This window comes from Mesorhizobium sp. P171375 (assembly GCF_057786075.1).
Map to the genome: position 1 here is coordinate 3,788,623 of NZ_JBYNWF010000001.1, position 13,484 is coordinate 3,802,106.

Annotated in this window: 12 protein-coding genes and 2 pseudogenes; 10 read left to right on the plus strand and 4 right to left on the minus strand. The window is 64.1% G+C overall.

The genetic code is table 11. From position 1 onward, the window contains the following. Window positions 1–52: 52 nt before the first annotated feature. Together ACYHH6_RS18225 and ACYHH6_RS18230 are read right to left on the minus strand one after the other, a co-directional pair. Complete coding sequence (locus ACYHH6_RS18225) at window positions 53–1,333, minus strand: D-tagatose-bisphosphate aldolase, class II, non-catalytic subunit (protein WP_352587880.1); 1,281 nt, start codon at window positions 1,331–1,333, stop codon at window positions 53–55. Next, window positions 1,333–2,319: a tagatose kinase gene (locus ACYHH6_RS18230; RefSeq protein ID WP_352587703.1), complete on the minus strand. Its 987-nt coding sequence runs from the start codon at window positions 2,317–2,319 to the stop codon at window positions 1,333–1,335. The genes ACYHH6_RS18225 and ACYHH6_RS18230 overlap by 1 nt, the downstream gene beginning before the upstream one ends. A 295-nt stretch (window positions 2,320–2,614) precedes the next feature. On the opposite strand from ACYHH6_RS18230, the gene ACYHH6_RS18235 reads away from it, so the two are divergent. From ACYHH6_RS18235 to ACYHH6_RS18260, 6 genes and pseudogenes are all read left to right on the plus strand, one after another. Then, window positions 2,615–3,934 (plus strand): ABC transporter substrate-binding protein, encoded by a 1,320-nt coding sequence (locus ACYHH6_RS18235; protein ID WP_435053367.1) that lies wholly within the window; start codon window positions 2,615–2,617, stop codon window positions 3,932–3,934. A 206-nt stretch (window positions 3,935–4,140) separates the two neighbouring features. After that, on the plus strand, window positions 4,141–4,911 hold the full coding sequence (locus ACYHH6_RS18240; protein ID WP_352587706.1) for an L-iditol 2-dehydrogenase: 771 nt from the start codon (window positions 4,141–4,143) through the stop codon (window positions 4,909–4,911). A gap of 35 nt (window positions 4,912–4,946) precedes the next feature. Next, window positions 4,947–5,955, plus strand: a pseudogene (locus ACYHH6_RS18245) (alcohol dehydrogenase catalytic domain-containing protein). A 144-nt stretch (window positions 5,956–6,099) separates the two neighbouring features. Continuing rightward, window positions 6,100–7,110: a LacI family DNA-binding transcriptional regulator gene (locus tag ACYHH6_RS18250; RefSeq protein WP_352587886.1), complete on the plus strand. Its 1,011-nt coding sequence runs from the start codon at window positions 6,100–6,102 to the stop codon at window positions 7,108–7,110. Between the two features lie 76 nt (window positions 7,111–7,186). Continuing rightward, the gene (locus tag ACYHH6_RS18255) at window positions 7,187–7,816 is read left to right on the plus strand and encodes a glutathione S-transferase family protein (protein ID WP_352587709.1); all 630 of its coding nucleotides are present in this window, start codon (window positions 7,187–7,189) and stop codon (window positions 7,814–7,816) included. Between the two features lie 148 nt (window positions 7,817–7,964). Beyond that, window positions 7,965–8,207 (plus strand): hypothetical protein, encoded by a 243-nt coding sequence (locus ACYHH6_RS18260; RefSeq protein WP_352587712.1) that lies wholly within the window; start codon window positions 7,965–7,967, stop codon window positions 8,205–8,207. Window positions 8,208–8,212: 5 nt separating this feature from the next. Here ACYHH6_RS18260 and ACYHH6_RS18265 read toward each other — a convergent pair whose 3' ends face one another. After that, window positions 8,213–8,710, minus strand: coding sequence for a GNAT family N-acetyltransferase (locus ACYHH6_RS18265; RefSeq protein ID WP_352587715.1), 498 nt, complete (start codon window positions 8,708–8,710; stop codon window positions 8,213–8,215). Window positions 8,711–8,775: 65 nt separating this feature from the next. After that, window positions 8,776–9,783 carry an aldo/keto reductase gene (locus ACYHH6_RS18270; RefSeq protein ID WP_352587718.1) on the minus strand — a complete coding sequence of 336 codons (1,008 nt, stop codon included), beginning with the start codon at window positions 9,781–9,783 and terminating at the stop codon, window positions 8,776–8,778. 106 nt (window positions 9,784–9,889) lie between these two features. On the opposite strand from ACYHH6_RS18270, the pseudogene ACYHH6_RS18275 reads away from it, so the two are divergent. The 4 genes and pseudogenes from ACYHH6_RS18275 to ligD form a co-directional block, all read left to right on the plus strand. After that, window positions 9,890–10,198 (plus strand): annotated as a pseudogene (locus ACYHH6_RS18275) (helix-turn-helix transcriptional regulator); the annotation flags it as partial. Window positions 10,199–10,289: 91 nt separating this feature from the next. Next, window positions 10,290–10,484 carry a hypothetical protein gene (locus ACYHH6_RS18280; RefSeq protein ID WP_352587721.1) on the plus strand — a complete coding sequence of 65 codons (195 nt, stop codon included), beginning with the start codon at window positions 10,290–10,292 and terminating at the stop codon, window positions 10,482–10,484. A 91-nt stretch (window positions 10,485–10,575) separates the two neighbouring features. Beyond that, window positions 10,576–10,800, plus strand: coding sequence for a hypothetical protein (locus ACYHH6_RS18285; RefSeq protein WP_112566525.1), 225 nt, complete (start codon window positions 10,576–10,578; stop codon window positions 10,798–10,800). A gap of 46 nt (window positions 10,801–10,846) precedes the next feature. Beyond that, window positions 10,847–13,336 carry a DNA ligase D gene (ligD, locus tag ACYHH6_RS18290; RefSeq protein WP_352587724.1) on the plus strand — a complete coding sequence of 830 codons (2,490 nt, stop codon included), beginning with the start codon at window positions 10,847–10,849 and terminating at the stop codon, window positions 13,334–13,336. The last annotated feature ends 148 nt before the right edge of the window (window positions 13,337–13,484 follow it).

Sequence of the window (13,484 nt, forward strand, 5' to 3'; positions counted from 1 at the left end):
TGCCTTTCGCTCTAGCATCGCGCGCGCCGGCTGACAAAGTGGCTTCGGGTTCTTAGTGCCTGCCGCCCCGGCAAGCAGCATCGTAGTCTGCCAGCGCCTGGCCGATCGCCGCGTGGAAAATCGCCTCGGGATTGCCGGCTGATCCAAGCCCGGCCGGCAGTGTCGGCAGGAATTGCCGCATCAGCGTTTCGGGAATGGCCACGCCGGTGAGCGCCTTGCGCAGGCGGTCGACGGCGGCGATGGCGGTGGGGTTGCTCCAGTAGTAGCGGATCCGGTCGCTGTAGCTGTAGTGCCGCTGCAGATAGAGGTCCGCTTCGCTGCCATGATAGTGGCTGTGCCAATGGCCGGGTGCTGCCAGCATCACGCGCTCCATCGTGTGGGCGAGTGGCCTCTCGCCATAGTCGGCGACCATTTCGGAGGCGATCAGGTCGAGACCGTAAAACGCCTCGCGCAGGGCAAATGTCAGGCCGGGGCCGACCTTGAGGATCGGAAAGCCGTTTGCGACGAGAGCTGTCAGCGCCGTGCGGCTCTGATAGTCGGTGGAATGCGCCTCGTAGACGAGCGAGGGTTGCTCATCGAGCAATCCGGTCAGGCCTCTCGACCTTTCGGGCGCGTAGGCGACGACATTCTGGCTGCCGAATTCCACGCCCGGCTGCACCACCACGGCGATGACGCGGCCAAAGGCGTCCGTCAGGCCTTCGCGGGCGAAGATGTCGCGATGAATCTCGATCGTGCGCCGCGCCGCTGCCGCTTCAGTGGGCTTCAACTCGCTTATCGCGTGATCGACGCCGCCCGGAGCGGGAACCTCGGTGCCAATGATGTAGACCGGCAATGTGCCACCGCGCGCGAGCGCTGCCTTTTCAGCCGCCTTGGCCAACCGCGCCGCCCGGGTCGCGATGGTCTCGTCGTCCGGGGCCGCCGGCTCGCCGGCGCAGCCCATCGAGGCGTCGAGATGGATCTTGCTGAAGCCGGCCCAGACGTAAGCCGTGACCATGGCTTCGGCCTTGCTCATCGCCTTTGCGGCCGGCTCCGCACGCCACGGGTTCGGTCCGAGATGGTCACCGCCAAAGATGATGCGCCGGGGGTCGAGACCTTCCCTGCTTGCGATCTCCAGGACGAAAGCGACGAACAGGTCCGGGGTCATCCCGGTGTAGCCGCCGAACTGGTTGACCTGATTGCAGGTTGCCTCGATCAGCAGGGTGGCTTCCTTGTCCGCGACGGCGTGCCTGATCGCCGTCTGGATCACCAGCGGATGCGCCGAGCAGATCGAGGTGATGCCGTAAGGTGTTCCGTTGCGGCGGGCAGCGGCGAGACCGGCAAGGGGATTGGCCATCATGTCCGCCTCACTGTTCCCTTGATGAAATCGTCGAGCCCGTCGAAGCCGGCAACGCCTTCCATCGGGCCTTGCCGCGTGACGTTGCGGGCGCCGGCGGCATTGGCATAAAGCAGCGCCTTGCCGGGCTCCATTCCCTTGCGCCGGCAACTCAGGTAGGTGGCGCCAAAGCAATCGCCGGCGCCGGTCGGGTCGACTTCCTCGACAAGGAAACCGGCGCAGTCGATCCGGGAGCCGTCGGCGCCGAACCAGGACGAGCCGGCCGCCCCGCGCTTCAGCACGATCTCGCCGACGCCCCGGGCAAACAGTGCCGCCACCGCCTGGCGCTCATCATCGACGCCGGCCGCGGCCAGCAATTCGTCGCCGGACGGCAGCAAAAGATCGGCATCGTCGACCAGCGCCGAAAACAGCGCGCCGTCGGCGCCGTCGATCAACTCCTTGCGCATGTTCGGGTCGAACGAGGTCGAGCCGCCGCGGGCACGAACCGCCTGCACGGCGTAAGTGACAATTTCCCTCAGCCCGGCCACCGACAGCGTCGATCCCATAATGTGCAGATGGCCGGCTCTATCCGCCAGCAGACGTGCAGCGGCGGTAAGGCGGATCTGCCCGGCGGCGGATTCGGCGATGTTGTAGACGAAGTCGCGGCCGCCATCGGGCCGATAGCGCACGAAGGCGCATCCGGTCGGGAAACGGTCGCTGACATCGACGGCAGAGATGTCGACGCCGTCGCGCTTCAGTCTTTCCAGGTTGAGCGTGCCGAAATCGTCACGCCCGATGCAGCCGATGATACCGGCACCGCCGCCCAGCCTGCCGACCTGGTCGATGAAAATCGCCGGCGCGCCGCTCGGGAATGGCCCTGTCAGCGTCTGCGGTTCGAGGAAGCCAAAACCCCGTTCCGTCGCCATGATCTCGACCAGGATCTCGCCGGCGACAATCGTTGGCCCCGCGGCCTCGGCGGCGATCTCGCTGCGGCGCGAAAGGCTCATGCTTGCAAATCCTTCTCTTCCCAGCCGGACCGCGCGCGGATCGTGGCGGCGTGTACCGGCTATAGTCGAGGTAAATCGCCGGGAGAGTGAAGTCAACACAAACTGAACGTGCGTACATTTATTTTCATTCGCGTGCGGCCTTATTGGAGTGCTTCGCCGCCTCGCAACCAATGCGGCAAGCGACCCTTGCGCCAAAAAATCGCCTAGTGCCGAGCTTGACTCGCCTGTCTCCAAGCGCAATAAAATATATACGCATGTTCACTTACACATGCGCATTCGTAAAGGAGGAGACGAAATGCCAATTGGTAAGCGTATTGGAATTTTCGCCGCGTCGGTCGCTGCGTCGGCACTGGCGACGGGTGCCGCCCTGTCCGAGGAAATCACGGTGGCGACGGTCAACAATGGCGACATGATCATCATGCAGAAGCTGTCGCCGGAATGGGAGAAGGCGACCGGCAACAAGGTCAATTGGGTGGTGCTCGAGGAAAACGTTCTGCGCGAGCGGGTCACCACCGACATCGCCACCAAGGGCGGCCAGTTCGACGTTCTGACCATCGGCGGTTACGAGACACCGATCTGGGGCAAGAGCGGCTGGCTGACATCGCTCAACGATCTCGGCGACGACTACGACTATGACGATCTGATCGCACCGGTCCGCAGTGGCCTGACCGTCGACGGCAAGCTCTACGCCGTGCCGTTTTATGCCGAAAGCTCGTTCACCCTCTACCGCAAGGATCTGTTCGACGCCGCCGGCCTGAAGATGCCGGAGCAGCCAACCTATGACCAGATCACGGAATTCGCCGACAAGCTCACCGACAAGTCGAAGGAACAGTATGGTCTGTGCCTGCGCGGCAAGCCGGGCTGGGGCGAGAACATGGCCTTCCTCGGCACCCTGATAAACACATTCGGCGGCCGCTGGTTCGACATGGACTGGAAGCCGCAGCTCAATTCGCCCGAGTGGAAGAAGGCGATCGGCTGGTATGTCGACACGATGAAGAAGGATGGACCTCCGGGAATAAGCTCCAACGGTTTCAACGAGAACCAGACCTTGTTCGCCTCCGGCCACTGCGCCATGTGGATCGACGCCACGTCGGCGGCGGGTCGCGTCTATGATCCGAAGCAAAGCCAGGTTGCCGACAAGGTTGCCTTCGCCAAGGCGCCGGTGGCGGTCACCCCGAACGGTTCGGCCTGGGGCTGGGCATGGAGCCTCGCTATCCCGACTTCGACCAAGAAGGCAGATACCGCAAAGTCCTTCGTCAAATGGGCAACTTCGAAAGCCTATGTCCAGCGCGTCGGCGAGACCGAAGGCTGGGTCGCGGCGCCTCCTGGAACGCGCAAGTCCACCTATGCCAGCGCCGACTACCAGAAGGCGGCGCCCTTCGCCGCAACGGTGCTTTCGGCGATCGAATCCGCCGATCCAACCAAGCAGACCAAGGATCCGGTTCCCTATACCGGCATCCAGTTCGTCGCCATTCCTGAGTTCCAGGGCATCGGCACCGAGGTCGGTCAGGCGATTGCCGCAGCGGTCACCGGCCAGCAGTCGGTCGATGATGTGCTGAGCGGCGCCCAGGCCTCGGTGGAAAAGACGATGACGGAGGCGGGTTACATCAAATAGGCGCGTTCACGGTGCGTGTGCCGTCCCCGGCGATCCGGGCCTGGAAAAGCCTCCCATTGCAGCAGGCCCGGAGGATGCACGGACCCGTCCCACAGCGGGTCCGTGTTTTCCTTGCAGGCGGCGAAGGCCGGGCCATGCTTGCCTTGACGACGCGCCGGCCGCCTATTGGCGGCACATCTTTTCGAGAACTCGGGAAAAAATTGAAAATGAGACTGAAAAACAAGATTGCCCTCATAACCGGCGGTGCGCGCGGCATTGGCCTCGGCTTTGCGCAAGCCTATGCGCGCGAAGGTGCCACCGTTGTGATTGCCGATATCGACGTCGAGCGTGCGACGCGGGCGGCCGCGGCGATCGGTCCTTCGGCCAGCGCCGTCAAGCTCGACGTCACCGATCTCGAAGCGATTGACAGGGTGGTCGCCGAAGTCGACCGCGATTTCGGCGGCATCGACATTCTCGTCAACAATGCGGCCATCTTCGACATGGCGCCGATCACCGAGATCACCGAAGCCAGCTACGATCGCGTCTTCGCCATTAATCTCAAGGGGCCGCTGTTCATGATGAAGGCGGTAGCCAATGTGATGATCGCGGGTGGCCGCGGCGGCAAGATCATCAACATGGCGAGCCAGGCCGGTCGCCGTGGCGAGGCACTGGTGACGCTTTACTGCGCCTCCAAGGCGGCGATCATCTCGGCGACGCAGTCGGCGGCGTTGGCGCTGGTCAAGCACGGCATCAACGTCAATGCCATCGCGCCCGGCGTCGTCGACGGCGAACATTGGGATGTCGTCGATGCCCATTTCGCCCGCTGGGAGGGCCTGAAGCCGGGAGAGAAGAAGGCGGCCGTGGCGAAGTCGGTCCCGATCGGCCGCTTTGCTCAGCCCGAGGACATTGCCGGGCTCGCCGTCTTCCTGGCCTCGTCCGACAGCGACTACATTCTGGCGCAGACCTACAATGTCGACGGCGGCAACTGGATGAGCTGAGCGCTCTCCAAGCCGCATCGCCAAGGGAGACTGACATGAAGGCCATCCGATTTACCGCCGCAGGCGTTGCCGGCATGGCGGAGCTGGACCTGCCAAAGGTCAAGCCGGGCCACGCTCTGGTGCGGGTCCGCGCCGCAGGGCTTTGCCACACCGACATCGAGGTCCTGCATGGCCGCTACGGGGAGGGCGCGTTTCCGCTGGTTCCCGGTCATGAATATGCCGGCACGGTGGAGGCGGTCGCCAGCGATGTCACCACCGTCAAGCCCGGCGACCGGGTCGCCGTCGATCCCAACATCCCGTGCGGGCATTGCCCCGCCTGCAGCAAGGGCCTCACCAATCTGTGCGCCAGCCTGAAAGCCTATGGCGTCACCGCGGATGGCGGCTTCGCCGAGTTCAGCCTGGTTGCCGTCGACCATCTGCATGGCATCGGCGACCTCGGTTTCGCCACCGCAGCCCTTGCCGAGCCGCTCGCCTGTGTTCTCAACGGTCTCGGTGCCGCCGGGCTCGGGGCCGGCACGAATACGCCAGGCACCGCGCTGGTCTTCGGCGCCGGGCCGATCGGCCTGCTGCTGGCCCTCTCGCTCCGGGCCAAGGGCGTGAAAAGCGTGGCCGTCGCCGACATCAGCGAACAACGCCTCGCCTTTGCAGAGGCGCTCGGGCTGGAGCCTTTGGTATCCGGATCGCAGGAACTCTCGGCGCGGGCGCGCGGCTTCGATTTCGTCGCCGACGCCACCGGTGTCGCCAGGGTGGTCGAGGGCATGATCGGCTTCACCGCCGATGGCGGCACGGCGCTTGTCTTCGGCGTTTGCGCGCCCGACGCCAGGATTTCGGTTGCCCCATTCGAGATTTTCCGCCGCCAGATCAGATTGGCAGGATCGCATTCGCTCAACCGCAACATCCCTCAGGCGCTCGACATCCTAAGCCAAGACGACGGCACGATGGCGCGGCTGCCACCAGCTGCCGCTTGCCGAGCTGCTGCCGTTCTTCGCCAAGGGCGGCAGTGATCCGGCAACAATGAAGGTACAATTCTCCGCGGAACAGTAGAATCCGCATGGCCGCTGCCAAGGGCAGGCAGGCTGCGGCCATGCGGGAATGACTGTTGGCTTCGCCTTTCCGAAAAAACGTGACTCATCTATCAAGATGGCAGTCCGGACAGGGAGCGTGTGAATGGCAAAGACGATCAGGACGATGGAGGACTTCTCCGACTTCGTCGGTCTGTCGCGCACCACCGTCTCCAAATATTTCAACGACCCCAATTCGGTCCGCAAGAACACCCGCAGCGCCATCGAGGCAGCGCTGAAGAAATCCGACTTCCGGCCGAGCATGTTCGCCGTCAACCTCAACCGCCGCCGCAGCAACATTTTGGGCGTCATCATTCCGAACTCGACCGATCCGTTCTACATGGCGCTGACGCGCCGCATCGAGCTGATCGCCAACGAAGCAGGCTTCCTGGCGTTTGTCCTTTCCTCCGACGGACGGGCCGAGATGGAGGACCAGGCGATCCAGACGTTCAGGTCGATGAACATCGCCGGCGCCATCATCGCGCCGCTCGGCGTGCGGTCGCACCACCGGATCCTGGCCGAGCTCGGATCGAGCATTCCGCTGATCTACGTCGACTCGCCGCTCGACGAGACCTCCTCCTTCGTCGGCACCGACAACAGGCAGAGTTTCAGGCTGATCGTCGACTATCTCTGCCGCTCCGGCGAGCCGCCCTGCTACTTCGCCATGCCGCTGGTCAACAACAACGCCTCGGCGCGGCAGGATGCCTATGTCGAGGCCATGCAGCAGTTCAAAATGACGCCTGAAATCGTGCCCGTCACTGATGCGCGGTCGTGGGATTTCGAGAAATTCGGCTTTGACGAAGCGCTGCGTGTCCTGAAGTCACAAGGCTTTCCGACCAAAACGGTCCTTTGCGCCAACGACCGTGTTGCCTTCGGCGTGCTCGCCGCCGCCTATCAATTAGGCCTGAAGGTGGGCCATGGCGCGGACTGCGACCTCAGGGTCGCCGGGCACGACGACCATCCGCTGTCGCGCTACGCCTGCCCACCGATCACGACGGTGGCGCAGAACTACAACGAGATCGGCCGCCTGGCGATCGAACTTCTGCTGCAGAGGCTGGATGAAAAATCGCCGGCCGCCAAACCCGGCAGCGGCCGTATCCTGCTCAACGCCGAGCTGATGCTGCGCAGCTCAGCCTGAGGCGAGGCAGCAGGAATCGGGTGGCGAGTATCGCGGCGGCGCGCAAACTGATGCCGCTCGCACCAGAGGGACAGCCATGCTTAAGCTTTATGACTATCTGCCGTCGCAAAATGGCTGGAAGGCGAGGGTCGTGCTCGGGCTGCTCGCCATTCCCTATGAGAGCCGCCTTGTCTCGATCTTCGAGGGCGAGAGCCACACAGAGGCCTTCCTGAAGCTCAACCCGGCCGGTGCCGTTCCCGTGCTCGAGCTCGAGGATGGCCGCGCGATTGCTGAATCGAATGCCATCCTGATCTATCTCGCCGAAGGCACGCCGTTTCTGCCCGCTGACCGCTACGCCAACGCCAAGATCATGCAGTGGCTGTTCTTCGAACAGTACCATGTCGAGCCGGTCATCGGCTCGCTGCGTTTCTGGATGCTGACCGGAAGGTTGGAGCGCAACCAGGCTATGGTCACGGCCAAGCGCGAGGCCGGCGCCCGCACGCTCGCCGCGCTGGAGCGCAGCCTGACCGGCACGCCGTTCCTTGTCGGCGACACGCTCACCATCGCCGACATCGCCGTCTATGCCTACGGCCATCTGGCCGAAGACTGCGGCTATGCGCTGGCGGATTTTCCGGCGGTCCTCGCTTGGATGGACCGGGTGCGCAACGCGATCGGTCCCGGCTATCCCGTTCATGTCTACGGCATCGATCCGCATTCGGGTACCTGACGGCAAAAGCCGCGCGTTCACCTTGTCTGGTCGAAAACAAGACCCAGATTCTGCTTTGTCGGCGGTTTTCGAGCTCGCAATCCGCCGGCTGGATGCCGGATCCCGGCGTCATCTCGACGACAGGCCGGCACCTTGCATGGAGGTGACCATGACACGCGACGACATCATTTCGGTGTTAGGCCCAGTAGACGAGGCGGTCATCGCCGACATCGCGCTGACCGGCGCCAGCCTTGGCGAACTGCGCGAGGCCTTCGCCTGGCTCGGTGCCGACGAGGCCCTGGTCAACGAAGGCCGCCCCTTGCCGGGAACACGGGTAGCGCGGCTGATCGAGATCCTCGACGTGCCCGAGGACGAGGATGGGCCGGTGGCACCAGCGATGGGGTTTCAGTAGGGCCTTCACGCCCTCGACAGCAGCCTGCGCATGATCACCGAGGCGTGGTCGGCGACGCCGTGCGCGGCCGGCCGGCGCTCGACCATCTCGAAACCGTGCTTGCGGTAGAAGGCGATCGCCCGGTCGTTGCCTTCGATCACCTCCAGCGCAATGCTGGGAATCCCGGCGTGGGCGGCGAGTACTGCGTGCAGCAGGTCGGTGGCGAGCCCGCTGCCGAATTCGGTCTTGTCGATATGCAGCCGGTCGAGCAGGACGTCGCCGCGATCGTCCATCGCCGCCATCGCATAGCCGGCGATCGAACCGTCCGGCCGTTCGGCCACGAATGACATCTTGTTGTCATCCAGCAATTCAGCGGCCAACCGCGCGGGCGCATGCTTGTCGTCCGAGAGCCGCGCGGTGGTCTCGGGCCCCATGATCGGTGAATAGGTGCGTCGCCAGGATTCGCCCAACAACCGTGACACCGACGGCACGTCTCTTGCGGTCATGGTTCTGATCTGGGTCATTGCGATGATCATGCCAAGATCGCGCCGGCAATCAAGGGCCGCGCATGGGTGCGAAAGAAGGCGCCCTACCGATCGATCGTCGTCATCACCCGCTCATTGTAGCGCGGGCCCGAGACCTTGTCGGGTGCCAGCGCCGCGTCGAGAGCGGCCATTTCGGCCGCGTCGAGCGTGATTGCCGCCGCGGCGACATTTTCTTCGAGATACTTGCGCCGCTTGGTGCCGGGGATCGGCACGATGTCGATGCCGAAACCGTCGCTCTTGCCGAGCACCCAGGCCAGCGCGATCTGCGCGGGCTTTACTCCCTTGGCACTGGCCACCTCCTGCACCGCGGCGGCCGCCGCGACGTTGGCGTCGAAATTGGCACCCTGGTAGCGCGGGTCGCCGCGGCGGAAATCGCCTTCCGGATAATCCTCGGCGCGCTTGACGTCGCCGGCGAGGAAACCGCGGCCGAGCGGCGCGAACGGCACCAGGCCGATGCCGAGCTTCTTGAGCAGCGGGATGATCTCCGGCTCCAGGTTGCGCTCCCACAGCGAATATTCGCTCTGCAGCGCCGATACCGGATGCACGGCATGCGCGCGGCCGATGTTGGCGGCACCTGCCTCCGACAGGCCGAAGAAGCGCACCTTGCCCTCGGAAACCAGCCGGCCGATCGTGCCGGCAACGTCTTCCATCGGTACCGCAGGGTCGACGCGGTGCTGGTAGTAGAGGTCGACATGATCGGTGCCGAGCCGCTTCAGCGAGCCCTCCAGCGCCTCACGGATATGCGCCGGCCGGCTGTCGCGCTCGGTGCCGACCTGTCTGCCGTTTTCGATGCGGAAACCGAACTTGGTGGCAAGCGTCACCGCATCGCGCCGGCCCTTCAGCGCCCGCCCAAGCAATTCTTCATTGGCATAGGCGCCGTAGACTTCCGCCGTGTCGAGGAAGGTACAGCCGAGTTCGATGGCGCGGTGCAAGGTGGCGATCGATTCCGCCTCGTCGGCCGGCCCGTAGGACTGGCTCATGCCCATGCAGCCGAGGCCGATAGCGGACACCTGCAGCCCTTGGCTGCCGAGTTTGCGGGTTCTCAAGGTCATTGTCTGTGATCTCCGGGAGGATAGATGGAGTTATAGGAGCCGCTCGCTCAATTTCCATAGACACTCGGCGGTTTCTAGCTCGATCGCATAGGGCATTCACGCCAGCGAGCCTGGCCGCGCCTGGCAGCTTGGCGAACTGGCTGCCGCCGCCGCCATGTCGCGCACCAGCTTCGCGCTGCATTTCAACGCGGTGGCCGGCGTGGCGCCGCTCGCCTATCTCACGCAATGGCGCATGCGGCTGGCCGAACGGGCGCTGCGCGAGGATAATATCGCTGTCTCCAGCATCGCCCGCCGGCTCGGCTACACCTCCGACAGCGCCTTTTCCAACGCCTTCAAGCGTATCACCGGCAGGGCGCCGAAGATCTATCGCAGTAGGGTGAGAGCGCGGCGCGAGTTGGCGGCGGAATTGAGGTAGTGTCTCAGGTTGAAATTGGAGCAAACGCCCTAATTCCCTGGTCGAGTTGTGCAAAAGCCCTATATGCGTGGCGGAAAGCATAGGAGATGACATGATCGCCAATCGCACGACCGCCGAAGAGATGGCTCGAACTGTAGGTGTTGACCCGGACACATTCCGCGCAGCGTTGCGGCGCGTGAAGCACCCCCGGAAACGCAACACAGATTGGGAAGTGAAAATTGGCGGCCCTTCGTATTCGGGAATGCGCACCGTTCTGGCCAGTCTGATACAGCGGAAGGCTGCCTGACGCCGACAAGCAGTCAAAATTGACAGAGCACCTGATCTCCAGCATCCTTAGGTAGCCGTTATGTCCTGCGGCTGTTGTGTATGAGCGTCGGATGGTCAGTCCTACTTCCAGCCAGAATTCCAAGCGCGCCGCCGTGCGCAAGGCGCTCGATCGCCACAAGGTGTATGTCACCGCGCAAAGCTTTTCCGGCGGCGTCTACTCTGCCCGCGTGCTGGTCGATGGCGAAGCCTACTGGGTCGACGAGTTCCGGCTGAGCCAGCTTCAGGGCGGTCTTTCCCCGGCAGAGCTCGACCTGACGCCGGCCACCGACGATTGAGCTGCCATCGATTGAGCACCGACCGCATCCCGCCTAGCATGCGGACATGACCGCCCCGCCCAAGCTCAGAGCCTATCGCGCCAAGCGCGAATTTTCGAAAACGCCGGAACCGGCGGGCGGGCTGGTTTCAGGCGATGGCAACCGCTTCGTCGTGCACAAGCATCACGCCACCGCCGACCATTACGATTTGCGCCTGCAGGTCGGCGGCGTGCTGAAAAGCTGGGCGGTGCCGCGCGGGCCCTCGCTCAACCCGGCCGACAAAAGGCTCGCGGTCGAGACCGAGGACCATCCGCTCGAATATATCGACTTCGAAGGCGTCATTCCCGAAGGCGAATATGGCGGCGGGCCGATGATCGTCTGGGACACCGGCACCTGGGCGCCGATGGACGATGTCGAGAAAAGCCTGCGCACCGGCGCGTTCAAGTTCCGGCTGGCCGGCGAGAAACTCAACGGCGGCTGGATGCTGACCCGGCTGAAGCCAAAGCCCGGCGAGGACGAGAACAAGAAGAACTGGCTGCTGTTCAAGGAGCGTGACCTTGCCGCCGATACCAGCATCGATATCCTGGAAGCTCGGCCGGAGAGCGTGAAATCCGGCAAGCGCATCGAGGAACTGGTGGCGCCGCCGAAGAAGCCGGCGCGCCTGCCGCCCAGTCCCGGCTCGCTGAAACCCGGCGCGCTGCCCGGCGCGGTGAAAGGCGATCCGCCTTCGCGCATCGAACCGCAACTCGCAACCCAGGTGCCGAAGCCACCGGGCGGACCGTTGGAGGATACGGGCGAGCTCTGGCTGCACGAAATAAAGTTCGACGGCTATCGCACCATGGCGCATATCGTCGATGGCGAGGTCCGGCTGATCACGCGCGGCGGCATCGACTGGACGAAACGCTATGGCGACCTGCCGCAAGCCTTCTCGCGCCTGCCGCTCAGCCAGGCAATCATCGACGGCGAGATCATGGTGCTGGACGAGAAGGGCATTTCGCGTTTCGCGTTGCTGCAGGATGCGCTGTCGGCGGGTGCGGGCAGCAAATTGCATTTCTACGCCTTCGACCTGCTGCATCTCGACGGCTGGGATCTGCGCAAGGCACCGCTCGCAAGGCGCAAGGCGTTGCTCGCGGAGCTGCTCGCAGGGATGGGCGCCAACTCCGCCATCCAGCTGAGCGATCATGTCGAGGGCGACGGGCAGGGGCTTTACGATCAGGCGACCGAACACGGGCTGGAAGGTATCGTCTCCAAGCGCGCCAACGCGACCTACCAGAGCGGCCGCACCAAGAGCTGGACCAAGGTCAAGGCGCTGCAGAAGGGCGATTTCGTCATCGCCGGCTATACCATCTCCGACGCGGCCGAAGGGCTGGCCGCGCTCGGCATGGCCGAATTCGAGGATGGCGAATTGCACTATCTCGGCAAGGTCGGCACCGGCTTCGATGCCCCGACGGCTGCCGAATTGCTGGCCCGGCTGGAGCCGCTGCGCGATGGCGCGACGCCGCCCGAGGGCGTGCCGCGCGAGATCATGCGCGAGATGAAATGGGTGCGGCCAATGCTGTCGGCCCGCATCCACTATGCCAACCGCACGGCGGACAATTCCCTGCGCCACGGTGTGTTTCGTGGCTTGCGCGATGTCGGCCTGTCGACGCCGGTCTCACCCAAGCGCAAGCGGCTGATCGCCGAGGCCGATCTCGCCACCATCTGGGTGACCAATCCGGAGCGCCGGCTGTTCGGCAAGACCGGACCGACCAAGCTCGACATCGCCGTCTATTACGCGCTGGTCGGCGATTTCATGCTGCCGCACATTATGGGTCGCCCGGTGTCGCTGGTGCGCTGCCCGACCGGCCTGCCGAAGGACTGCTTCTTCCAGCGTCACGCCTTCACCGGAATGCCACCCTCGGTGGTGACGTTCGATACTGTCAATTCCGAAGGCGAGACCAAATCCTTCCTGTCGGTCGAGGGCGCCAAGGGCTATCTGGCGCTGGCGCAGTTCGGCGTCGTCGAGTTCCACACCTGGGGCACGCACCGCACCAGCCTCGACAAGCCCGACCTGATCGTCTTCGACCTCGATCCGGGCGAGGGCATTGCCTGGCGCGAAGTGGTCGAGGCCGCCGTCCACATCAAGGGCCAGTTGGAAGGGCTCGGCCTTGTACCGTTCGCCAAAACATCAGGCGGCAGCGGCATCCATATCACGGTGCCGGTCACGCAAAAGCAGAATTGGAAAAAGCTGCATCAGGCGACCAGCGCCATCTCCACCCATCTGGCGGCCACCGCGCCCGACACTTTCACCACCACCATGGGCAAGGAAAACCGCAAGCGGCGTATCTTCATCGACTACCACCGCAACGCGCGCGGCCACACCTCCGCCGCCCCTTATTCGCTGCGCGCCCGTACCAACCTGCCGGCGTCGACGCCGGTGAGCTGGAGCGACCTGGAGACGATCGATGCGCCGCAGGATCTGAACTACTCCTCGCTGCCGGGGCTGTTGGCGACGTCGGGCGACCCCTGGGCGGACATGGAGGATTTCGCCCGGGATTTGCCGGCTTTCAAAATCTAGGTTCCTCTCCCACCAAAGCGGTGGCGAGGAACCCAAATCCATCGACGCTTCGGACAATTTGAATTATTCTCGACCTTGGACCTCCAAGGCGGCTGGAAGATTTCGCTAGGAATTTGCCTGTATCGTGCGGGGTCGGTGTAGGATTTTC